20 protein-coding genes are annotated in these 23,824 nt (G+C 43.4%); 12 read left to right on the top strand and 8 right to left on the bottom strand.

Annotated features, from left to right (window positions below):
- Nucleotides 1-118: 118 nt before the first annotated feature.
- From V144x_RS21550 to rplT, 4 genes are all read left to right on the top strand, one after another.
- Nucleotides 119-1,384 (top strand): glutamate-5-semialdehyde dehydrogenase, encoded by a 1,266-nt coding sequence (locus V144x_RS21550; RefSeq protein WP_144988037.1) that lies wholly within the window; start codon nt 119-121, stop codon nt 1,382-1,384.
- A gap of 81 nt (nt 1,385-1,465) precedes the next feature.
- Nucleotides 1,466-2,539 carry a flagellar motor switch protein FliM gene (gene fliM, locus V144x_RS21545; RefSeq protein ID WP_144988036.1) on the top strand — a complete coding sequence of 358 codons (1,074 nt, stop codon included), beginning with the start codon at nt 1,466-1,468 and terminating at the stop codon, nt 2,537-2,539.
- 423 nt (nt 2,540-2,962) lie between these two features.
- The gene (gene rpmI / locus V144x_RS21540; protein ID WP_144988033.1) at nt 2,963-3,163 is read left to right on the top strand and encodes a 50S ribosomal protein L35; all 201 of its coding nucleotides are present in this window, start codon (nt 2,963-2,965) and stop codon (nt 3,161-3,163) included.
- A gap of 78 nt (nt 3,164-3,241) precedes the next feature.
- A complete protein-coding gene (gene rplT, locus V144x_RS21535; protein ID WP_144988031.1) occupies nt 3,242-3,598 on the top strand; it encodes a 50S ribosomal protein L20 in 357 nt (118 codons plus the stop codon).
- Nucleotides 3,599-3,703: 105 nt separating this feature from the next.
- Here the strand turns inward: rplT and cls are convergent, their stop codons facing one another.
- Nucleotides 3,704-5,173, bottom strand: a complete 1,470-nt coding sequence (cls, locus tag V144x_RS21530) for a cardiolipin synthase (protein ID WP_144988029.1) — start codon at nt 5,171-5,173, stop codon at nt 3,704-3,706.
- Nucleotides 5,174-5,557: 384 nt separating this feature from the next.
- Here cls and V144x_RS21525 point away from each other — a divergent pair, with 384 nt between their 5' ends.
- On the top strand, nt 5,558-7,423 hold the full coding sequence (locus tag V144x_RS21525) for a multiheme c-type cytochrome (protein WP_144988027.1): 1,866 nt from the start codon (nt 5,558-5,560) through the stop codon (nt 7,421-7,423).
- Here the strand turns inward: V144x_RS21525 and V144x_RS21520 are convergent.
- The 4 genes from V144x_RS21520 to V144x_RS21505 all read right to left on the bottom strand — a co-directional run bounded on the left by V144x_RS21520 (nt 7,397) and on the right by V144x_RS21505 (nt 12,678).
- Nucleotides 7,397-9,124, bottom strand: coding sequence for a CRTAC1 family protein (locus V144x_RS21520; protein WP_144988025.1), 1,728 nt, complete (start codon nt 9,122-9,124; stop codon nt 7,397-7,399). The two genes, V144x_RS21525 and V144x_RS21520, sit on opposite strands and share 27 nt — an antisense overlap.
- 209 nt (nt 9,125-9,333) lie before the next feature.
- The gene (locus V144x_RS21515; protein ID WP_144988023.1) at nt 9,334-10,362 is read right to left on the bottom strand and encodes a DUF1559 domain-containing protein; all 1,029 of its coding nucleotides are present in this window, start codon (nt 10,360-10,362) and stop codon (nt 9,334-9,336) included.
- 126 nt (nt 10,363-10,488) lie between these two features.
- Nucleotides 10,489-10,929, bottom strand: a complete 441-nt coding sequence (locus V144x_RS21510) for a hypothetical protein (protein ID WP_144988021.1) — start codon at nt 10,927-10,929, stop codon at nt 10,489-10,491.
- 555 nt (nt 10,930-11,484) lie between these two features.
- A complete protein-coding gene (locus V144x_RS21505) occupies nt 11,485-12,678 on the bottom strand; it encodes a tetratricopeptide repeat protein (RefSeq protein WP_144988019.1) in 1,194 nt (397 codons plus the stop codon).
- Between the two features lie 461 nt (nt 12,679-13,139).
- Here V144x_RS21505 and V144x_RS21500 point away from each other — a divergent pair, with 461 nt between their 5' ends.
- Nucleotides 13,140-13,562, top strand: a complete 423-nt coding sequence (locus V144x_RS21500) for a hypothetical protein (RefSeq protein ID WP_144988017.1) — start codon at nt 13,140-13,142, stop codon at nt 13,560-13,562.
- A gap of 59 nt (nt 13,563-13,621) precedes the next feature.
- Here the strand turns inward: V144x_RS21500 and V144x_RS21495 are convergent, their stop codons facing one another.
- Together V144x_RS21495 and V144x_RS21490 are read right to left on the bottom strand one after the other, a co-directional pair.
- Nucleotides 13,622-14,071, bottom strand: coding sequence for a hypothetical protein (locus tag V144x_RS21495; RefSeq protein WP_144988015.1), 450 nt, complete (start codon nt 14,069-14,071; stop codon nt 13,622-13,624).
- Nucleotides 14,072-14,302: 231 nt separating this feature from the next.
- Nucleotides 14,303-15,568 carry a PQQ-like beta-propeller repeat protein gene (locus V144x_RS21490; protein ID WP_144988013.1) on the bottom strand — a complete coding sequence of 422 codons (1,266 nt, stop codon included), beginning with the start codon at nt 15,566-15,568 and terminating at the stop codon, nt 14,303-14,305.
- 214 nt (nt 15,569-15,782) lie between these two features.
- On the opposite strand from V144x_RS21490, the gene V144x_RS21485 reads away from it, so the two are divergent.
- The 6 genes from V144x_RS21485 (at nt 15,783) to V144x_RS21460 (ending at nt 23,094) form a co-directional block, all read left to right on the top strand.
- Nucleotides 15,783-17,810 (top strand): sigma 54-interacting transcriptional regulator, encoded by a 2,028-nt coding sequence (locus tag V144x_RS21485; RefSeq protein ID WP_144988011.1) that lies wholly within the window; start codon nt 15,783-15,785, stop codon nt 17,808-17,810.
- Nucleotides 17,811-18,332: 522 nt separating this feature from the next.
- Nucleotides 18,333-18,662: a hypothetical protein gene (locus V144x_RS21480; RefSeq protein WP_144988009.1), complete on the top strand. Its 330-nt coding sequence runs from the start codon at nt 18,333-18,335 to the stop codon at nt 18,660-18,662.
- Nucleotides 18,663-19,217: 555 nt separating this feature from the next.
- Nucleotides 19,218-20,165, top strand: coding sequence for a DUF1559 domain-containing protein (locus V144x_RS21475; RefSeq protein WP_144988007.1), 948 nt, complete (start codon nt 19,218-19,220; stop codon nt 20,163-20,165).
- Between the two features lie 97 nt (nt 20,166-20,262).
- A complete protein-coding gene (locus V144x_RS21470; RefSeq protein WP_144988005.1) occupies nt 20,263-20,709 on the top strand; it encodes a hypothetical protein in 447 nt (148 codons plus the stop codon).
- A gap of 313 nt (nt 20,710-21,022) precedes the next feature.
- Entirely contained in the window at nt 21,023-22,381 is a 1,359-nt protein-coding gene (locus tag V144x_RS21465; protein ID WP_144988003.1) for an alpha/beta fold hydrolase, read from the top strand.
- Between the two features lie 365 nt (nt 22,382-22,746).
- Nucleotides 22,747-23,094: a hypothetical protein gene (locus V144x_RS21460; protein ID WP_144988001.1), complete on the top strand. Its 348-nt coding sequence runs from the start codon at nt 22,747-22,749 to the stop codon at nt 23,092-23,094.
- A gap of 130 nt (nt 23,095-23,224) precedes the next feature.
- Here the strand turns inward: V144x_RS21460 and greA are convergent, their stop codons facing one another.
- Entirely contained in the window at nt 23,225-23,701 is a 477-nt protein-coding gene (gene greA, locus V144x_RS21455) for a transcription elongation factor GreA (protein ID WP_144987999.1), read from the bottom strand.
- Nucleotides 23,702-23,824: the final 123 nt, after the last annotated feature.

Here is a 23,824-nt window from a genome sequence, read left to right as displayed (position 1 = left end):
TCATTTTCTGAGCGCACTATTTTGGTGATCTCAGTGTCTGTTAAGATAAGTAAAGTGATTTTAAGAAACCCAGCCGTATTGAACGGGTAGAAACGCTCGTAGATTATTTAAGAGTATCATGACTGAATTCGACTTGCCTCATTACACGCAACAACTGGCTCATCAGGCGCGCGACGCCTCCCGAAAGTTAGTGTCAGCAAACGGAAACCAGAAAAACGACTGGTTGTGCCGGATGATCGAGCTGATTCGGGAGAGAACACCTGAACTACTTGAGGCCAATGAAAAGGACTTGAAGCAGGCTCCTGAATACGGTTTGACTGAGGCATCCATCGATCGCCTTAAATTGACTGATGCACGATTGCAGGGAATTGTTACTGCACTCCAGGAGATTACGGCACTGCCTAATCCGATTGGCGAAATCATTGGTAGTAATATGCGTCCCAACGGATTGCTGGTGACTCAGGTACGGGTTCCGTTGGGGGTGGTCTTCTTTATTTATGAATCAAGACCCAATGTAACAATCGATGCGGCGGCCTTATGTGTTAAAAGTGGAAATGCTGTGATCCTTAGAGGGGGAAAAGAAGCATTTCACAGTAACATGGCCTTGTATGGATTACTACAACAGGGGCTTAAAGATGTGGGGCTTCCCGAGCAGTCAGTTCAGTTGGTTGAAACAACGGACCGTGAAGCTGTCGGTCATTTTCTAAAGCTGGGAAATCTGATTGATGTTACCATTCCCCGAGGTGGTAAGGGATTGATTGAACGTGTTGCCAAGGATGCGACGATGCCTGTGATCAAACACTTCGATGGGGTTTGCCACGTTTACCTTGATCAGGCGGCAGATTCAGAACTGGCGGTGTCGATTACTGTCAACAGCAAGTGTCAACGTCCTGGAGTCTGTAATGCGGCAGAAAGCTTATTGGTTCACGCTGATATCGCGAAAACAATATTCCCTCAGGTGGCAGCTGCTTTGCTAGAGCAAGGGGTAGAACTCAGGTGTTGTCCACGTTCCATGGAATTAATCAATGATGGTCAATTGGCAACCGACGATGACTATGCCACAGAATATGGTGCCATGATCATGTCCGTCAAAATTGTTGACAGTATGGACGCGGCAATTCAGCATATACATCAATACGGTTCGGGACACACTGAATCAATTGTGACCACAAATTTGGCAGCTGCAGAGAAGTTTACTACTGAAGTGGATTCCGCTGCTGTCATTGTTAATGCCAGCACACGGTTTAACGATGGGGGTGAGTTTGGTTTAGGGGCTGAAATTGGTATAAGCACCGACAAATTTCATGCGCGTGGACCCTGTGGCTTAAATGAATTGACTAGTTATAAATATGTTGCCCATGGAGCAGGGCAGATCAAACAATAGAAAGCATTGGATCATTCAATTGTGAATATAGTCTGCTGCTGATCTTCCAGATCAGAAGTAGTTTCCCAAGGGAGGCCAGGGATGGCAGATGTACTAAGTCAAAATGAAGTCGAGTCGTTATTGTCGGCTTTGGACCCTACAGCCAGTAGTAGTGGTGGTGGGAGTTCCAGTCGTCCTACCACTCGTAATGCAGACTTCAATTCCCAAATCAGTATTTATGATTTCAAACGCCCGGAACGTGTCAGTAAAGAACAAATGCGGGCTTTTCGTGCGCTGCATGAAAGCTTCAGTCGTGAATTTGGAGCGGCGCTCAGTGGGATGCTGCGATCAATTATTGAAGTCAAATTGATTAGTGTTGACCAGCTAACATATAGTGAATTCGTTTTCAGTCTTGAAAATCCAACCTGTTTTAATCTTCTGGAATCGGAAACTCTTGAAGGACATATCATTTTAGATATCAGTCCTTCGATTATTTTCCCGATCATCGACCGTCTTCTGGGGGGAAATGGTAATTCACAAGGATCATATCCCAATCGCCCGTTGACTGAAATTGAGATACGTCTCGTATCACGTATCACAGGTCTGGCCATTGAAGGAATTGAATCTGCCTGGAGCAACCTGTGTGATTGGAAACTGAAAGTTTCTCAAGTGGAAAGTAATCCACAATTAGTCCAGATTGTGCCTCCGAACGAAGTGATTGTGTTGATTTCTTTTGAAGTCACAATGGGGGATACACGTGGGATTATTAATCTTTGTATCCCTTTTAATACCATTGAACCACTTTCGAATAAGTTGACATCAGATACTTGGTCGGCCTATAAGAAAAAAACTCCTGACTTAAGACAACAGTTGAGTTTGGAAACAAGTGTGACGCAATCAAAGATTCACATGAAAGTGGATTTAGATAATAGCAAACTGACAACGGGAGAAATTTTAAATTTGTCAGTAGGCGACGTAATCATGTGTAACAAAGGGAGTTCACAATCTTTGACTGTTGAATTAGAAGGTTCTCCCGTTTTTACCGCTTATCCTGGAGTTTACAAAGGTCACAAAGCGGTCAGCATCGAAAAAATGTTGGCTGTCCCCAAGGATATCATTGAAGAAAAAGTCAAAAAAGCTGGGGGATTACCTCTGGAGGCGAGCCAGTCAGACTAGCCTTTTGATAAATTAGAGCAACTTGGGTACTGTTTTTTTGTTTACTTTTGCTCGGGCTTCTCACTGCGTTTACAGATAACGAGTTGACTTTACAAAATCAAAAAGTTGATGAATGTGCATTTTGAGATTCAAAAATGGCATGTTGGCTGGTTTTGAATCTTTTTCTCTGAAGTAAAACCGGTTTTTATCTCCGTTTCGGTAGAAAAAACAGAGCCTGGCTGATTATACTGCTCGATCAACTTTCAAAATAATAGCAGGTTTACCTGTTGATTTGAATATGTTTTCTCTTCTGGTCAGCATGTGTCTCATGTGCTGGATTAAAGAGAATATATTTATTGTACTTAAAGATTTACGATCTGAATCTCAGTTTTCACAGGGAGGCAGGTTTACTGTCTCTGAGTCGTTTACGAAGATTGAAAAAAAATGCCCAAGCAAAAGACACATAAAGGAATGAAGAAGCGGTTTAAGATTACTGCTTCTGGTAAAGCTAAGCACAGAAAAGCGTTTCGCGGTCACATTCTGAGCAAAAAAAGTCCCAAGCGAAAAATCAGACTTCGTGGTGATGGAGTTGTGACCGGAGCGGAAGCAAAGATTATTCTGAACGCCCTACGTCCCAGTTCATAATCTCGCTCACGCCCCTTGGATGTGAAAAATAAATCCTTACAAATTCAAAGTGTTTAACTTCTCGGTTGGAAAGTAATAATGAGAGTTCGAAAAGGTGCAGCTCGACGAAGAGCAAAAAAGCGTCTGTTTAAAGAAGCAAGCGGTAATTATGGCGGTCGTGGCAGCTTATTGCGGACTGTAAAAGAAACAGTCATTCGATCTCGTGTTTATGCGTATCGAGACCGTAGAGTTAGAAAGCGTGAATTTCGGGCGCTTTGGATTACGCGAATTACTGCCGCCTGTCGTGAGCGAGGTATCAATTATTCGCAGTTCATCAATGGGTTAACGAAGGCAGGGATTACTTTGAATCGGAAGTCTCTTAGCGAGCTTGCCATTTCTCAGCCACAGGTATTTGATGAGATCGTGAAAGCTGCTCAAGCAGCATTGGCAGCCTGAACCTGTTGTTGAATATATGACTTGAACTATTTTACGCGAAGCATGCCCTTCTTATTAGAAGCATGGTTCGCGTAATTTTTTTATGGATTCTAACAAAACCCTGTTTTACAGCAGGGGGCTCACCAGCCGCAGGGTATTTTCTAATAACCGTTCTTTAAACGATCTGGTTTTCCATTCAGCTGAGTCCAGCCGTCTTGAATCATCAATATAGGTTTGCTGCAAAGAACGTAATTCGTTCGCAAATTCTGGCTCGTAGACAAAGAGTGACACTTCATAATTCAGCCACAGACTACGCATATCAAGATTCGCGGTACCAAACATCGAAATCGCTCCATCTGCCATGACTGATTTGGTATGTAATAACCCTCCCTGATAAAGATAGATCTTTACACCGACTCTGAGTAGTTCATCGAAGTAAGAACGACTCGCGTAGCGTGTCAATAATGAGTCTACTTTCTCAGGGACAATTAACAGCACTTTAACCCCCCGTCCCGCTGCCCCAATGATTGCTCTGAGTAACGATTCATCAGGTACCAGATACGGTGTCGTAAGCACCAGCTCATCTTGCGCTGCATTAATCAGGGCCAGTAACATTTGCAGCAGCCCATCACCACTTTCACCCGGACCTGAGGGAACAACCTGGACGTCTGCTGGACCATATGGATCGACAAAGTGAAGACCTGCATCTTCAGCAATGTCATTGATTGATTCTCCCGTTTCGAGCATCCAGTCACCAATCATAATGGCCCCCATTGGAATGACCACCGTCCCTTTCAGACGGACCATTGCGTCAACCCACTGTCCAACTCCTGCCCCTTGTTTGAAGAAGCGTGGATCTACAAGATTGGCACTTCCCGTCCATGCGACTTCACCGTCAATGACGATAATTTTACGGTGAATTCGCAGGTCGGTGCGTCCTACGAACGTACGGAAGATGCCAACGGGCAAGGCAGGTAAGAGCTTAACACCAGCTTCCCGAAGTTGTTGAGGTTGTTTACCCTTCCACCAGGGACGGGCACCAAGTGCATCAATCAGGAGACGACAGGAAACTCCACGCTGCGCAGCACGAATGACAGCCTCCATGACCTGGTCAGCCAGTCCTCCTGCATTCCAGATATAAAACTCCATCAGCACGCTTTTCTGTGCTGCATCTACATCCTCTGTGATCTTTTCTAAAATCACTTGCGTATCGGAAATCAGTTGTAATTCACTCCCACAGACGGTGCGACTACCCATGATAGTTTCGCCGAGTTTGTCCATGCCGCGTGCTGTGAATGCATGACGAGACCAGTCGACGTCAGTGGCACCTTTTTGAATGGCGATGTCTGCGATTTTTTGATAGTCGGTTCGAAGACGTTCGATAGCGCGTGTACGACCACGGCCAATGCGGTGCTCACCAATCAGTAAATAGATTAGTACGCCTCCGAAAGGCACTGCTGCAATGAGCACCAGCCAGGCCAATGCAACACCAGTTGCAGGACGTTTCATGATGACGCGAATCGAGACTGCGATCGCAAGTAGCGGGTGGAAAATTAAGATGATATTTGAAGGATGCAATAACAAATAATGAAGCATTTAATGATCTCGCTGTTTATAGTCCGGTTATCTGGCTCCGATATTGACTCCGAGAGTTTTCTGAGTCCCTGAATCTCGGGTAACCGAACAAAAAAATTAAGTCGATCGTGAAGGATAATCTGTCTTTGAAAAAATAAGTATACCGTTTCGTATTTGATTTGTACGTCACTGAGAACTGAAAGATGATTCTTTAAAATTATGTGATACTAAAGAATCAGAGATCAAACGCATTTTCTTGAAGGATTATTACAACTGCTTTCGATGTCTAGTATAATATGAAGATATTCTGAGAGTGCTTCAAATCTAAAGTAATCTAAGTGAGAACAACCTGAAATTGAAGCTCTGACAGAGTATTCAATTAAGAGCAATAAGAAAAAATTAAAAATGGCTTTTTCAAAACGGTTTGTCATTACTGCTCTTGTCTGTCTTATCACAGCAGTCATCTGTGCCCAATATTTTTTAACGGATCGCAATGAGCGGTCGAATCAGACCGTCAATCGATCTGCAGATGAACGGGAACAAAAGTCTGATTTCATACATCCCGTTCACCCTTCGCCACCCTCTGAGGGATATCAGGGGAGTCAGGCCTGCTTGGAATGCCATGCAGACGTTTGTAATACCTACCAAACACATCCGATGTCCTTTTCTGCTCAGACTGTTCCAGGTGAACTTACTATGGAAGATTATGACCTGAATCCTGGTTTTAGATCTCCAGAGACACATGAATATGTCATTGACAAAGAAGGCGGAGAAATATTCCATCATGAAAAAAGACTGACGACTGAAAACGAAGTGATCTATGACAAAAAGGAACGCGTCGATTATGCAATTGGGTCGGGAAAACGCGGGAGATCTTATGCTATCAATCGCGAAGGCCTGTTGTTTATGTCCCCCATTTCCTGGTATAGCGGCAGTCAGACATGGGATCTTTCTCCAGGTTATCAACCGGGACATCATAAACAATTTGAAAGACGGCTGATCGACGGATGCATTCAATGTCATATTGGTTTAGTTTCGAAAACCGATGGAATCAAAGATGAATTCGATTCTGTCCCTTTTCAAGATATTTCGATCGGTTGTGAGCGTTGCCATGGACCGGGAGAAAAACATATTCAATGGCATTCCAGCAATGCAGAAAAGTCAGGCCAGGACCCCATTGTAAATCCTGTTGATTTAACTCCCGAAGCGAGAGAGGCAGTCTGTTATCAGTGTCACCTTACTGGTGAAGGCCGAATCCTTCGTTATGGTCGTACTGAATTTGACTTTCGCCCTGGTGATTTGATTGAGGATATATGGATTGTTTTTCAACAGGGAGATCGGATCTCAGAAAAAGGAGAGACACAAGCAGTCAGTCAGGTTGAACAAATGCACGAGAGTCAATGCTATCAGAAGAGCCAGGGTAGTATGGGATGTATCTCCTGTCATGATCCTCATCTAATACCAGCAGAGGCTGATCGTGTTACCTTCTACGAGCAGAGATGTCTGGAGTGCCACGGTGAGAATACGACTGAATGTTCTCGTCCCAGAGATTCTCAGAATCAAGCAAAGGAGTCCTGTATTTCCTGCCATATGCCACAACGTCAGGCAAAATCCGTCCCACATACATCCTTGACGGACCATCGCATCATTCGCAACAAAAAAGTAGGGTACGTACAAAAGACTTCACAATCAGATTTGTTTTCAGTCTTTCGAGAACCCAAAGATTTGAATGCTGCCTATGACCTGAAGCGTGCACGCGGCTTTTTTTACATCTATCTGGCAGAAACGAAAAATAAGTTACAGTACGCGCAACAGGCACTTGAATTATTATTGCCTTTACTTAATGAAAACGATTCTGATGAAGAGCTAATAACTCAGATCGGCATCGCGTATTTCCTGATTGGAAATAAAGGGAAATCAAAAACGTTTTTCGAGCTTGCGCTGAAATTAAATCCAAGATCCGAATCTGCGCTGCTTAAGCTCACGACGATTTGTCATGAAGAAGGAGATTATTCCGCGGGTATTCGATATGCGAAGCGGTTTATCGAAATCAATCCCTGGAGAGGGCAGGTTTATGGGCGCTTGGTTCATATGTCCGGATTGACGAATCAGTTCGAAGAAGGGATCAAATATGCACATCGAGGACTGGAAATTAATCCTGCGTCCTGGCAACTACATGGATGGCTGGCACAGGTTTATCAACAGATGGGCAAAACAGAGCTGAGCAATCAACACCAGAAAAAACTACAACAATTTCGTGCCAGTCCTTGAATTTGATTTTGTCGGTTCAATTAGCTTTAAAGTCTGGTCGACATGGACTTCATCCAAGGTTTGGATTTGCCCGCCTGGCCAAATGATTTTTACAGTACAATCTGTATTTTCCATACCGAATCCGAAAAAGAGGGCGCGTTGGTTACTCGAACAATAACTACTCCCACCAACAAGCTCCTGATAAAATGTTTCATCATTTTGATAGACCTCTACTTTCGTTCCAATGGCAGAGCGGTTACTGATTGTTCCGGTCAGCATGATTTTTAACCAATGGTTGTTTTCTGAATTGTTTTGTAGCAGGGCCGCGGGATCATTTTGGTTAATCACAATCAGATCCTGATCACCATCGTTATCATAATCTGCAGCAGCAACTCCACGTCCAATTCGTTTCAGACCAAAATAACGACCTGCCTGAGTACTACAGTCTATCCACTGATTCTCTTGATAAGAAAAAAGTTGAGCTGCCATTTTCCATTCATAGCCCTGGTCTTCGAGTTGATCAATGTGACCATTTGCAATGAAGAGATTCATATGGCGGTTATGGTTGAAGTCGGCCATGATCGTTCCAAAAGCAAGTGAAGAAATTGTGGGACGGTGTAAGTTGGTTGCTTTGGTAACATCATAAAAACCAGCTTCCCCTAGATTTGCATAAAGTGTGTTTGAATCGTCTGTGAAATGGGTGACATAAAGATCAAGAAAACCATTGTGGTCATAATCACCATGTGCAATTCCCATACTTGCCTGGTTGTTCCCATCACCACTCATCGCACAACCTTTTTCGATGGCAGCATTATGAAAAAACTGGCCTTCATGATTTAAGAATAGAAAATTGGGAGTGACATCATTGGCGACATAAATATCTGGAGACTGGTCTCGATTCAGGTCTGAAATGATCACTCCCAGAGATTTTCCCTCTTCTGCGCGCAAACCTAGCTTTTTGTCGGCAGCTTCAAAATGACCATTTCCCAAATTAAAGTAAACTTCATTATATTCCGCTTCCATTCCATTGGGATGGCAGGTCCGTTTCACCCCATTCTTATCAGTACAATCTTTGGGGTGCAGCACATCGTATTTGACATAATTGCAGACATACAAGTCCAGGTTTCTATCCTGATTCAAATCCCCCCAGGCAGCACTGGTACTCCAGTTTGTATTATTTGTCGTCCCTGATGTCTCAGAAACATTGGCAAAGGTACCATCCCCCATATTTTGATAGAGAGCGTTTTGTCCGACGTTCGTGACGTAAATATCATCAAAACCATCGTTATTGAAATCTGCAATGGATACGCCTTGACCATACCTTGAATTATTCGCTCCTGCAGCAGAAGCGACTTTTTTAAATACACCATTGCCCTGGTTACGAAATAACTGGTTACTTACCAGATGATTGAGGTTAGATTTGCTAGTTGGGTCTCCACCTTGAATGCAATAGACGTCAATGTAGGAATCGTTATCATAATCCAGCCAGCCAGCACCTCCTCCAATGGCTTCTACCATAAGTTGGTCGCCTTTGGCACCGTTTTCATAGACAAATTCAATTCCTGCCTGCAGATGCACATCACGAAAGGCAGGTGTTGTAATGTTGTTATGGTCTCGCTTTTTTTCATTTACAGTTTTCTCTTCATAAGATTCCAGTGAGAACTTTGAACTACGTTTGGAAGGGGAAGGGGATTGCTCAGTGGTTGTTTTATCCGCAGGCATACCTGCTTCCTGCAGATCACAGGCAACAGTCAAAAGTACCAAAGGGATTAAGAAAACTAAAAAAAAATGGTACTGCAGTGGAGCTAACGAAATTTTCTTGGTTCTATGAAAGGAAAACAATGGTCTCAACTTTGGGGCGAACGGAAAAAAATCCCTCCCATCAAACTTGATGGGAGGGCAATGATTACACACAGATTAAAGTTCGTGGGTTAAAATTCTCCCAATGTTTCACCACCAGATCTGGTAACTAATGCTCTATTTACACCCAGGTCCAGGTTTTCGCTGATAAATCGAACTGCGCCATCTGTCAGCAAACCGTGAGCGCCGCCTACGTGTGTGCTGCTCCAGTTCGTGCAACGGGTATCATCACCTCCGTTACCACCGGCGACCTCTTCAGGATCAGCATTGATAGACGACGTATGGGTATCAATGGCTCCGAGAGGACTCATCCAAGCACCAGATTTATTGATTTCTGAAGGGAATTTCTTACTGAAATTCCAATGATGGTTTTCGTAGAGTGCAATTGTGTTGGATGCGCCATCAACAATGTCGCTGATAGTGGCGGAACCGCGATACCAAAACAATCCACCAACACGGCCGAGATCGTTATGCTTGAAATCTCTTTGTGAATCGACCCAGGGGGCCCCATTGGATCCTGTATCTCCACAATCTTTCCAGCCGGTCCAAACAAAACCCATACTGCCAACATAATCTGTTCGTGCCGCCTGGAGTGAGCGGGAATTTCCACCCTGGCCCCCAAAGTCATAATGCATCGCAGAGGCTGTCAGTTTGGGCTGGGGATTACTGGGACAAAGCAAAACAGGAATCGGTGTGATTCGAATAGGGTCATTAGCGACGCTATCCATACCCGGGTATGTAGAAGGCGAACCCGAGGTATCCGTGGTATCACTAAAGTTCATTCGGTTATACATCGGGGCCTGATCCATAAACGGAAGAGACATAGAAATCCAGGAGACACCACAGCCAACCTGGCCGGGAGCTCGTGAAAAGTCGTAATTCAGAGGGAAGGTACCATGAGTCTCATGGTAATTGTGTAACGCGAGACCTAACTGTTTCATATTGTTTTTACAGGTCGAACGACGTGCTGCTTCACGTGCTTGTTGAACGGCAGGCAAAAGTAAAGCAATCAGGATTGCAATAATGGCGATCACTACGAGCAACTCGATGAGAGTAAATCCTCGGTATCGCAGGCCAAACGAGAGATAATTCCTTCTCATAAGTTAACACTCCTCAAATAAAAAATGAAAAAGGGAAGTCACAAAATGTTTTTAAAGAGAAAAAATAAGAGCATTTACTTCAAATATGAAAATGCTATTTATGGTTATTAAAATTTCTGATCGATACTAGAATTCAATATCGACGACGTTGTCTCCTTCTTTCACGGTGTAACTCTTGGGAGTCGTTGTTTTTGAGCTATATGATTTGGGAAATGGCAATTTCGCTAAATTGGGATCACCTTTTCCTGAATAACTTTCCGGGCTGGTTGTGATTGACAAAACAACTTTATACGCACCAGCACGCGCTCCCATCCCCCCTTTGGGGTTACTCAGTTCATATGTCCCATCTTCACCAGAAACTCCCACGGCAGGTGTCCCGTCATCAACGGGTACAAAAGAAACACGAACGTCTTTTAAGCCTGTGCCATCTTTTTTAATGGTTCCCTTCACGGGATAAAGCGTAGGCGCATCACCCAAATCCCCACCACCGCAACCAGAAATCCAAACACTCAAACTGACTAATAAGGGAACTGTAATCCAGGTGGTCGAAAATGGATTTTGATGCATGTTTAAGCCCTTTAGGTATAAATTTGGAGTATAATTAGTATGAATTATTAGTTAATTAGTGCTGGAGAATTGTTTTTAGACTTAATTTATGGGTGATAATTGATCAGAAGGCACACAGGTTCCCTTTTGTGAGCAATTTATGAACATAATTAAATTAAATCAGGATTTCTTGTATAATTAATACATGGGTTCATTAATATACAACTGGATTCTACAGCTGCGTTTATAAAAATGTCAATTGTTTTCTGACCTGAATCGAAATAGATAAAATTTTTAGTTTTGCTAAGAAAAGTGTTGTCAGTAAGTCGTTTTTTGAAGCTGACTTAAATAGTAAAAAAGTTAGAGGTTTGGACTCTGACTTGATCTGGTCTTAAGGAAAGTGACTGAGTGCACTAGTGGTTATCAATAAAAATGAAGCAGTTGATAACCGAAAGAATTGTGAATGATCCAAATTGATATGTGTTTTGATCTTTATGTTTTAGATCTGGGGATTCGAGTTCCCCGTACAGTAGACGCCTGTCAAATGTCATCCAGATCAGGGATGATTTGAAAGTACTAACGAGATTTGCTCAGTCTATTTTGAATTGCGGTTACTACGTTAAGATCACCACATTCTTGTGCGTACTGTTCTATTTTTTCTAATAACTCGCGATCGATGGAATTCGGGTTTTTCAGTTGAATGAGCTGTTTCGAAAACGTTTTTCCCTGATTTCCGATCTGTGCCATTTTCTTAGCTTCAGTGAGCTTTCCCTTTCTACGCAGAATTTCTGCCAAACCGAGTCTTGTACGCCAATCATAGGGATTTAATTTAAGTGCCTGGCTAAACGAATCTTCTGCCGGATTGAGTTGATTTTTTAAGGCAAGATAACGTCCTTTGAATCTCCAGAATCGACTGTCTTGTTCAGCATCTTCAGGTGCACTTTCAAGCAACTCAGCGACATGGTCCAGATTTCCTTTTTCAAGAGCGTTCTTGATAAAATAGGCGAGTACTTCCCGGTTATGAGGATATTTTTTAAGGCATTCATTAATCAAAGACAGATCTCCCCCTGAAATGAAATTCGAATCATTCATTTGCAGAGATTGATCGCTGCTACTTCGCGCAATATAAATTGCCAATGCCACTTGCAGGTCCTCGTTGTTCGGATCGTTCTTTAACCAGGAGTTGATGAGTGGAGGACCATTGCTGAAGTTAAGAGAATCTGAAAGCAGGAGGTACACATAGGCTTCAGGTGGCTCACAATTTAACTTAATTGCTTCTCTGATTTGATCCACCATTTTTAAACGAAGTAACATCATTGAATAGATATAAATGAGACGTTGGCGGGCACGATCCACTTTGGGATCAATTTTTAGAATTCGGTTACACGTCTCAATTGTTTTGATGGGATCATGCAGTTCTGAAAGAAGTAGGTCCGTTCTCAAGGCAAGAGTCTTTAAAATTCTCGGGTCGGAATTACTTAATCGTCCCAAAGCATTGGCTGTTTCCGCGAATTTATTTTGTTTGCGATATGCTTCTGCCAGTGTCAGCCAGGCATCAGAATTATTGGGGGCTCGATCCGTCCATTTTCTCGCTGTGGTTTCAGCGGCTCCCCATTTCTCTGATTTTAACAGTTCCTGACTCTTTTTTTTCAAACGTTCTGTCTGGTAATGGTTCCACCAGGCTGAGGCGGGAAAAAAAAGGACTCCCATAAACACCAGGACCAACAAAAGTGTTGGGATGCGGCTTGAAGATTTTGGTTTGTGATCCATGGTTAAAAACAATAGCAGTGAGAAGGACTGGTTTCTGAGCTTTGATACGTCTGAACTTCGCTCTTTTTTGTTTTAAGAATCAAGAGAAAGGAAGCTGTCAGTGTAATCATTGTTTTGGGTAAGCTTGCCTCTTTTTCTAATCATAGAATTTCAGAAAATACTTTGTATTTGAAAGTGACTCAATGCAATAGAATTTTAGGGTTCAAGTGAACATTTTCTGTTGTCTATTTAAATTCTGACGGCAGAGATAGTAAGAATAAGGGGTTTTTGAGATTTAAGCAGTTGAGATATATTGTATTCTTTCATATTGCCGCTGGGATCGCGAATGAATTGCGGATGATGAGGATCGAAATCTTAAGATAGCCTCAATCATCGAGTTTTGCTACATTACAGTTGAGGATTTGAATCATGCTGATAAGCAATTCGAAGTGGTGTTTCCCTTTCAAGGAGGTGGGGAGCAGATGTCGAAAAATCAGAACTCTATTCTCACTATGTGGGAAAAAGTCCCCCTATTCTACGCAGTCGTGGGTTGGCTCGCCTGTTCGGTTGGTCTAACAGCTTGCACCAACTTAGATCGAGTGATTCCTGCACCAATGGTTTTTGATGAGCAATCAAAGGAAGTCCTTGCCATTGCGCCGCTCGGAACTCAAAAAGAACAGGCAATCAGCTTGTTAAATGCAGCAGGAATTTCAGGCGAATTTGCCTCAAGTCCTTCCATTTATTACTGCGACTTGTGGGAACGCGAAAATGGAAAGCGTTGGCATTTGAATGTCGCATTACTCTTTAACGAGGCAGGAGAGCTTTACAAAACCAGACCTGCACAAACTGCTGTTTCTTGGAAGAGTGATTCGGATTCACCAAGCGATTCTGAAACAGAGCAATAATGACACAATGGAGAACAGAGTACTAAATCTGAAAAAAGTGTGTTTTCCTAAAGCGTACTTTAAGAGTCAACTGGATCAGCGGGTTTCTCCAGTAGCTGGATATGTCCCTGACAGAATTTGCAGCAAGCTGTCATTCCCAGATACTTATGCGCGATACGTAATTCTTTTCGGCAGTGTGGGCAAGCTGTATAGAATCCTTGCGAACTGGATTTGCTTGCATCAACTTTTAAAGAAAAAGGGGTCTGGCAGAAATTACAGCTGACTCGTTTCCCAAGATACTTTTTGTGAACTCGTAGTTCTTTACGACACTGAGGGCATTGGAAGAAAAAGCCAATAGGGAACGCGTCACAACAAACAGAAAGTTCCTTGAGAGGGTGAAATTCGGGGATCTCAACTGTATCGTGTTCTAAATCTTCGTTGAGTAGTTCGCGACAGGTTTGGCAATGAACCAGATTTGCAGGCATGTCCTCACTGCAGTTGGGGCAGGGACCACCGGGCCAGGCGGGCATAATTAATCCTTAATTTAATACAATCAATTTCTGAAATGCTGACAGAGTCAAGACGGCCCGTGTTCTCTTTTACAAACCAGTTCTTAATGAACTGTAGGTGTTAATCTCTCAATAGGAGAGTTAATGGAATATCACATCACACCAGATCGAGATCACTTTCTCTTTCATAAAGATCCCTAAGATTATAATTCACAACAAACCCAAGTGCACTATGAGATTATTGGAAAAAGTTTACTTCTTGGCATTCAAACAATACAAATTCCGAAATGTTCTCAGGAACATTTGGCCATTGGCAACAACGACTGTTGCATGGCTGGGGTCACTGAGTTTGACTTTGCCATGTGATTTAAATTGAGGAGAGGCATTCACCATGGCAACTTCGCCGTCCTCATTGATACAGAAGAGGATTCCGTTGATACAGACTGGCGAACTGCTATAGCCGCCATCAATTCTTTCCGTCCAGACATTTTTTTGAGTCGCCAGATCGATGCAACTGACCACGCCATTATCTCCCCAAAGATAGAGGTGTCCTTCATAAACAATCGGCGTGGGGACATATGGCAGTTTTGTAGAGCGTGTATACTTGATATGTGTTTCTTTGATATTCCCTGAGCCTGTAGGATCGACTCCATATAAAAGCTTTCCTCTACCTCCACCTCCACAGGTGGCAAAGATCAGACCTTCTCCGTAGACGGGAGAGGAAACTGTTCTCATAGGAAATTCGCCAGTGGTCCAATTGACCTTACCGGTTTCCGGAACCAGGCTGCTGATGCCGGTGGCCCCACTGACACAAATTAGCTGGGGGTCGGTATTAGGGTGATTAACGACAATCGGAGTGGCATAGGATGTTCTACGTTCAGCTCGATCTGCCTGCCAGACGGTTTTGCCAGTTCGTTTGTTGAAGGCTGTCACAACACTGGGGCCCTTCTGATCTTTAGTTGCGATGACCAGATCGTTGTAAATCATGGGAGAGCTTCCATGACCATGTTGGCTAGTGAAGGCTCCCAGATCACGTTCCCAGATTTTATTGCCTTTCATATCGTAGGCGATCAGCAGGTAGGATTCTTCGTCTGCAAACTCCACAAAGACAAATTCGCCATCTGTGGCAGGTGTACTGGAAGCCCAGCTCCCTTTTCTATGTTTATGGCTCTTTTTCAAGTTTGTCTCACGTCGCCATTTTTCTTTGCCGGTTTTAGGATCAATGCAGAAAAGATAGCGGGTTTCTCCCTCTCCCAGGGCAGAAGTCACGAATAGATTGTCGTCCCAGATCGAAGGAGAAGAATGACCCAGTCCGGGTAATTCTTTCTTCCAGGCGTAATCTTTGTCTGTCCATTTCAGTGGGAAGCCTTTTTCATTGGATATTCCTGCTCCATTGATACCGCGAAACCGTGGCCAATTCTCTGCCTGTAATTCTGTCAGGGCAGAGAACGCGAAGCAAGCAGCAGGGATAAGCAGCAAAGTGCGTACAAAAAAGCGGGGGGAAAACAATCGATTCATCGGAGATTCTCTTTACAGGCGGGATGTTATTGACAATTCGCTACTTTAGCTTGACGAATTTTATGTTCTGGTGCAAGTTAATTGAATATAATAATTAATGGGGTTATCGTAAGTAAATATGGTAGATTGACTTCGGCCTTGATTGTGGGCGAGGAAGAGGATGGGGTCAGTCTTGCTCATTTTCAATATTGCAACATTTCCTGCGTTATAATCTATGCAAAACTCTGAGAAACAAAATTCAAATGGATCAGCATCTGTTGCTTATCTGATCGTTCAAGAGTTGGATGAGCGAGGCAAGGTTTATCGTTTGGTAGATCGCCAGGTGACAACCGTCGGCCGTGCTCCCACGAATCGGATTGTGCTGGACGATGAGGTTTGCAGTCGAAATCATTGTGAAATCTTCTATAGTGATGCCTCATGGATCATTCGCGATCTGGGAAGCCGAAATGGAACACTCGTTCAAGGAACTCCCATTACGCAAGATCATGAACTAGAAGAAGGGTGTGTTATTGAAATCGGAGATAGTGAGGCGATCTTCACTTTCGATGTTTCGCGTTTTTCGTCACGGGCTACTTCTGCAGGCAAAGATCCAGATGACGACCTGGAAAGCGAAACGATCGGAGTGGGGCATCAGTCCAGTTGGGATGAATTCAATGTTCCGGAAATCATCCAACGTAAGAATCAGACCCGATTCCATACGCCACTCCCGCAGGCCAACCTCGATCGAGATCGTACCAGTCGTGAGCTGGGACGACTTTATCGTCTCGCATTGGATATGGGGAATTCCCAAACAGAACAGGAACTCTCTCAAATTGTATTGAATGGTTTATTTGAAGGAACCAGTGCGGATATTGGCGCTATTTTGTATTTTGATCCCAGCCGGCACGAAGCCCGCAAACCAGAAAATTTAAGAGTGATAGCCTTTCAGTCGGCTGATGAAATTCCTTATCAGCGACCTTCGAATTTTCTCTCTGAAATGGTGTTAAATGAGGGGGATGCGATCCTGGCACACAATATTGCCGATGATTCTAAGCTATCTACCAGGGACAGTCTGGGAAAGATTCATGCTCAAAGTGTGATTTGCGCGCCGATTCGCAATAAACGAGGGGTAGCAGGACTGATTCATCTCTACTCAACAAATCCCGACAATCCATTAGATTCTGACGATTTGGAATTCACACTGGCTTTGGCGGATCAGTTAGCAATTTCGCTTCAGAATCTCAGCGATAAAAAAAGCCTGGCTCGGATGGAAGGGGAAAACAAGGCCCTGCGCGAGCAACTTGAGTTGGAGAGTGAGTTGGTAGGGAATAGTCCCAGTATGGTTGCAATGAAAGAGAAGATTCTGCGTATTGCACCTACTGATGCCAGTGTGTTAATTCGTGGTGAAAGTGGGGTTGGAAAAGAGCTGGTTGCGCGGGCCATTCACTTTAACAGTGAGCGTAAGAAACACCCTTTTGTTTGTATGAACTGCGCGGCTCTGAGTGAGGGACTCCTGGAAAGTGAACTTTTTGGTCATGAGAAAGGCGCCTTTACCGGAGCGACTGGGCAGAAGCCGGGAAAATTTGAGCAGGCACATCAAGGAACGCTGTTTCTTGACGAAGTGGGTGAGATGTCTTTAGGCATTCAGGCAAAGTTCCTGCGTGTTTTAGAAGGACATGCTTTTGAGCGGGTTGGCGGCAGCGCTTCAATCGATGTCGATGTACGCGTTGTGGCTGCGACGAATCGTGATATGGAAAAAGCAGTCGCCAAAGGAACGTTTCGCCAGGATTTATATTTCCGATTACATGTCGTTGAAATTAGTGTTGATCCATTACGAGTTCGTTCTAGCGATATTCTCTTGTTGGCTGATTATTTTCTGAATCGGTTTGTCGTTAAAACGGGGAGACCTATTCGTGGGTTCACTCAAGAGGCTAAGGATCTGCTGGAATCATATCATTGGCCAGGAAATGTTCGTGAACTGCAAAACACGATTGAACGTGCTTTTATTTTATGTACTGACGACATTATTGATGGGGATGACATACAACTTTCGGTTGTGGGCATGGAAAGCGATCCTCAATGTGTTCTACCGCCCGCGCATGGCCGTTTTCGAGATGTCTCCCTCGAAGTTGTTGAGCAGGAGCATATTCTCTCTGTTTTGAACAATACGAATTGGAATAAATCCCGTTCCGCTCAAATCTTAGGAATTGAGCGTTCTACTTTGGATCGGAAACTGAAGCGGTACGGCATCAATCGTCCTTGATCTGGTTTGTCCAGTTATATTTGGGATCGAGGCGAAAACGATTTTGACCCATCAAAAAGTTGTTTGTTTCGTCGATCGATCGACAAGTTAATTGGGATTACCGGCTAAAATTCCCAAGTCATGGGGTTGATACCCTTATTGGGCATTCGATTTCAAAGTAGTTTGTAAAAATGTCAAAAATCTTGTTGACATTTTGTCACAAAAACTCAAGAATTGTCCATGAAACAGGGGATACCTATTAGGTATTCTTGATTGTGGCTTTGAGCTACAATCCTTTAACTGGGACGTTTTTTAACCACTAAATTTAGAAGAGTTTCCCACCTGAAAAAACTTCCCGCACCCTTGGAGGGTGTTGCTTTCAAATCTCCCAAATAACGCAATGGATGCGTACGCTACGAGCGATTGATTTTCTCGGTTTGGTTGAGATGGCTGTGTTTTGTTTCACTTAGAAGGTGCGTCCATTCATATGGTATGAGTGGAAGGTATGGAATTACTTATTGTTGTTGGAGAAAGAAGAAGAGAATGCCGGCATTATTGATGGGTTCGGATGACGTTGATGATCTTTCATGCGAACTTGAAAATGACCAGTCACTGGTTGGTTTTGAAGTAGCGGATTACCCTGAGTTTTCTGAAAACGAAGAGTATGATCCCAACTTTGACGCTTTGTTCGGTGAAGAAGAATACCGTGAAATGGGAATCAATCCCGATGAAGCAACCCAGGCAAAGCCCGGGTCAGAACAAAAAGTTCTGATGTTGGCTGCTCGTTATGCTGCTGGTTTGCCTCTCTGGAATAACAGTGATTGCTATGATCATGGTCCTGGAGAGAATTTACTACAAGGACTTCTAGCTTAAAATTGCCGACCTCGTTAGTTATTTGACTGAGCGAGTCGTCGTGTTTTTCATAAAAAAGACCTTCAAACATTTGTTTGAAGGTCTTTTTTACTGCGCCCCAGCATAGTTTTCGTTACTAATTTGCTTGATGTAAAGCACCAGCATTATTCTGCCGACTTTCCATCGAAAGTATTCTAAGTCTTGCATTAGTAAAGAATTCTGAATTTCTAGTATGGGTTCATAAAACACGGATTCCGTGGATGAGAAAAAAGAAGAAATCCTAGTCACAGGTATGTGTGCTTGATATAATTTGGGGAGGGATTGGCCTCATTTGCAGTAAAGCCAGGCTCAATTCTTCACTCCACGTTACCACAAAATCACTCCACTGACACTCCCAAAGCCTGCCATAACTAACTCTCCAAAATACAAAGCCAAGAATAAACGATCCGGGCTCGGTTTCCCTAAACAGAGCAAAAAAAGTCCCTCCACAAAATCCACATTCAAATCACTAAATTGAGAACGTTTGCTGACATACTACTGAATGGTTCAGCAATCTGATGACTACAGGAGCTAAATATGAACAAACAAAAACGTGGTTTTACATTAATTGAATTACTGGTCGTGATTGCCATTATCGCGATTTTGATCGCTTTACTTTTACCTGCTGTTCAACAGGCACGTGAAGCAGCACGACGAAGTACTTGTAAGAACAATCTGAAACAAATTGGTATCGCGTTGCATAACTATCACGACATTCATTCTACTTTTCCTCCGGGAATCACAAGAGCGCCTCAGCACCCCTATGCAGGAGTAAGCGGATGGAATACGGGAAAAGTATTGTGGTCTGCTTTTATCCTCCCCAGTATGGATCAGGCGCCACTCTACAATCTCATTGATTTTTCAGTCCCTGACCCAGGAAGAAATGCGGTCAATTCACAGGTGCGCAATACAGTTTTACCTGCCTATCGTTGTCCGAGTGATCCGGGATGGAAGGGAACAACTGGTTCAAGTAGTGGTCCGAGCAATTACACTGGTTGCGTAGGAAATAGCCCGCTTGGATCTGTTAATGGTGGCGGTACCAATTATCAAAATAATGGTACCACCGTCTTCTTTACCGATAGTAAAACGAAAATACGTGATATTACGGATGGAACTTCCAATACGATGATGATTTCCGAGTTATTGGTTGGTTCTGAATATACGAACTACGGTAACGTCAGCACGGGAGGGATTTTGGATGACTGTAGTGCACCGGGAAGTACTGGAAGACTACGAGGTCAGTCCTGGTTCTATGGAGATGCTTCAATCCGATGGGCTTTTTTGACAGTATTCTCTCCCAATACAGATGTCGCTTGTAGAACATATCAGGAATATGCTAACGCTTCCGCTGACAGTGAGCATGTGGGAGGCGTGCATATTTTATTATGCGATGGAGCTGTACGCTTTGTTTCAGAAAACATTCATTTGAAAACATGGCAGGATCTGGGGAACAAGTCAGATGATAATGTTCTCGGAGAATTTTGATTCCCGGTTTGTTTAATGCTTGAGTGTTCAGCCGACTTTGTTGATGCAAAGTCGGCTTTCAGGTTTTTGTTTATTTTACTTTTTCTGGAAAACGAAAATGTGTTCGAAGTGTGTTCTAAATATTTTGTTAGTTGGAGCCATCATGTTGGCGGCCATTGGGTGTAGTGGTTCAACAGAGATGAAATATACAACTGCGAAAATTCAAGGGACTGTGAGCTATCAGGGGAAACCGCTTGAATCAGGCAAGATTCGATTTATTCCTGATGGTAAAGTGGTGAATGGACAGGTTGCAGGTAAGGCTGTCTTTGCGGATATCAAAGACGGTAAATATTCGCTTTCTTCTGAAGAAGGGGCGACTGTAGGAAAAAATCGAATCGAAATCAAAAGCTACCGGGAGTCGGGCCGTAATGTGGTTACTTCTGAGGGTGATGGAAAAAAAGAAAAAGAAATTGTGCAGTTTATTCCCGAAACCTACAACACAGAATCTAACTTATCAATTAATATCAAAGAGGGCGAGAACAAACATGATTTTGACTTGCAGTAAGGAAGGTGCTTCAAGAGAGAGGAATCTGTTCATTGATTGTTATCGTGAAAGTCACCAAAACCTCATTAGACTGCACTGCACAGAGAATTACGAGCGGTGTAGTCGATCCAGTTCTGTCAAGTGACTCATCTTTCATGGGTCAAATTACTTTTTTAAAGCAAAGGAACCAATACGACAACTTTTAGGATACAATGTTACAATACTACGTAATTTTCTTGATCCCCCAATTGACTCTCGTCGTTTTCATGCATGAGAAAACGTGTTAAGTGTAGATTGTGTCCTACTTTTCCTTTATTTTAGTAAAGGGCTTCCGATGCAGAAACGATTGCCTGGTTTACTTCTGTCATTCATTATTGGAGCCTACTGTATTCTTTTTGTTCATGAGCAAGCGGCTTTTGCAACGCAGGGGCAAAAGGATGCCGAGCAAGTTAAGTTGGCAAAAGAGTTTGTCAGCCAACTGTCAAAGGGGAAGTTTGAACTATCTGTCGCCCGTTTCGACAAAGTGATGTCAAAGGCACTTCCTGCCGACAAATTGAAGACGATCTGGGGCGGAATTGTACGTCAGTATGGCCCTCTGCAACGATCCTCAGAAACAAGAGTGGAAATCGTTAATCAATACCACCTAGTTTTCGTTACTTGTGAGTTTGAGCGAGGCAAGCTCGATGCAAAGGTTGTCTTCTCTGCAGATAATAAAATTACTGGGCTCTTTTTTGTGCCGACCGAGTCATATCGAACACCTTCGTATGTAGATGCTTCTTTATTTGAGGAAGAAGAGGTTACATTCGGTAAAGGCATCTGGCTTTTACCAGGCACACTTACCTTGCCAAAAGGTAAAGGGCCATTTCCCGCTGTGGTTCTCGTTCACGGATCAGGCCCCAATGACCGGGACGAAACCATTGGTCCCAATAAACCCTTTCGTGATTTGGCTCAGGGACTCGCGTCTCAGGGAATCGCTGTTTTGCGATATGAAAAACGGACGAAGCATCATCGACTGAAAATGGCCCTCCTGATGGGAAATATGACTGTCAAAGAGGAAACCATTGATGACGCTGTGGCTGCCGTGGATTTTCTGGTGAAACATGAGCGAATCGATAGTCGTCGGGTATTTGTGTTGGGACATAGTCTTGGTGGGAACCTAATTCCACAAATCGGGACAGAAACGGATCGGATTGCAGGTTTTATCAGCCTGGCAGGCTCTGTGCGTCCATTGGAAGATCTCGTTCTTGATCAAACCAGGTATCTTTTTTCCTATGACGGTAAAATCACGGAGGAAGAACAACTGAAAATTGACGAAATTACCAGACAAGTGAAGAAAGTCAAATCACCAGAATTGTCTCCAGAGACAGACGCGAAAGAATTACCATTGGGAATTCCCGCGAAATATTGGCTCGACTTAAGGGGGTACAACCCGGCAGTGAGTGCCAAAGCACTCAAAGCCCCTTTGCTGATTCTTCAAGGCGAGCGAGATTATCAAGTCACGATGGACGATTTTTCAAAATGGAAAAATGCATTGGAAACATGTAGTAATGTAAAGTTCATTTCATATCCGAAGCTCAATCATCTGTTCATGGAAGGAGAAGAGAAGAGTTCTCCTGCCGAATATACTGTGCCCGGCAATGTTGCTAAAGCCGTTATCAATGACATTGCTCATTGGGTCAAGACCCAGAAATAAGTATTGCTATTGGTATAATAGGGGATATTTTTCAGCTGTTCTCTTTATGCTCAGTTGAGTTTTCGAGAATCATGAGTGAGAAGTACCTCTCTCTTCAGCACACTTTTTGAGCAGTTCGCAAACAAACAACGCACATCGAGAATAAATCGAATCGCGACCAATTATTTACAGACGGTTAAGATTGAGTTCAAACTTGATTTTTCTAAGTCTTGTATGTTGAATCAGATAGGCTTTTCTCATATCAATGGCAGCGGGCCAGACGGACTGTTTTTTCTGAATGGCTTTTGTTTCGGCACATGATTCGCGACTGTCGAAATGATAGTTCAAATCCGATCCAACACACTATTTTAAGTAAGAATATTGCGATGTCTTTGCAGATTTTACAAAAGCCGCGAAATGTTGTTGCAGAAGAACCAACAATTCTCGAGAGTCTCTTTGAGGACACAAACCGTCAGGCTAAGCAGAAAATGTCACAGCAGGTTTCCAACAAATGGGAATCCTGTCCTGCACCAGCTAAGCTGGAAACAGAAATTCTTTTTGGAACTCACCGACAGGTGCAGAATGTGAAAGTATGTTGCGATCACTCAGGAATTACAGTTTACGGTGTTAGTTCCAGTTACTATCTGAAGCAGTTAGTGACACAAACAATTCAAACATTTGCCCCTTCGATTCCCTTAGCAAACCGGATACTGGTACAGGCGAAATCAAGTTAGGGCAGGCAGGCCTTAAACCATCTGGAAGCTTTCTCTTTTGGTTGGTTTAGATTGAGTGATAAAAAAGCAGCGGCAGGGATACTTGTGTCCCTTGCCGCTTTTTTAATGTTATCGTTTGAACCTTCAGAAGTCAGTCATCGATTTTAACGACTTCAAAACGTAGTGTTCCTGAAGGAACCTCAACTTCCACCTTGTCTCCGACTTTTTTATTGAGTAAACCTTCTGCCAGTGGACTACTAGTGAGGATTTTCATGACTTCAGATGTATAGTCTTCTTCACCCGGGCCAACAAATTCATACATTTCTTCCAGGCCGTCATCGAGATTTTTTACGGTAACCACTGAACCAAAGGTGACAACTCCTTTCGGCATAGCCGATTTATCGGCGATATAACAATTAGCCAGTTTGGTTTTCAGGAGATTAATTTTTGCCTGTGTCAAACCCTGGGCTTCACGCTGTGCATGATATTCGGCATTTTCTTTTAAGTCACCTTCCGCACGCGCATCTGCAATTGCTTGTGCGATCTCAGGCATTTTTTCGTTTTCAAGATAACGAACTTCTTCGCGCAGCTTGTCATATCCTTCTTGTGAAATTGGTTGACGGTCCATCTTGTTGGCTCCCGATTTATACTCGTTAATTTGTGTGTTTCAATAAATAGCAAAAACGGGCGACTTTAAACGTCGCCCGTTATGAGTAAAGGCTTATTCTGCAACTAGTATAGCATATGAGCT

It is taken from the genome of Gimesia aquarii (assembly GCF_007748195.1).
GTDB lineage: Bacteria > Planctomycetota > Planctomycetia > Planctomycetales > Planctomycetaceae > Gimesia > Gimesia aquarii.
This window is presented reverse-complemented; position numbering and strand designations above follow the sequence as displayed.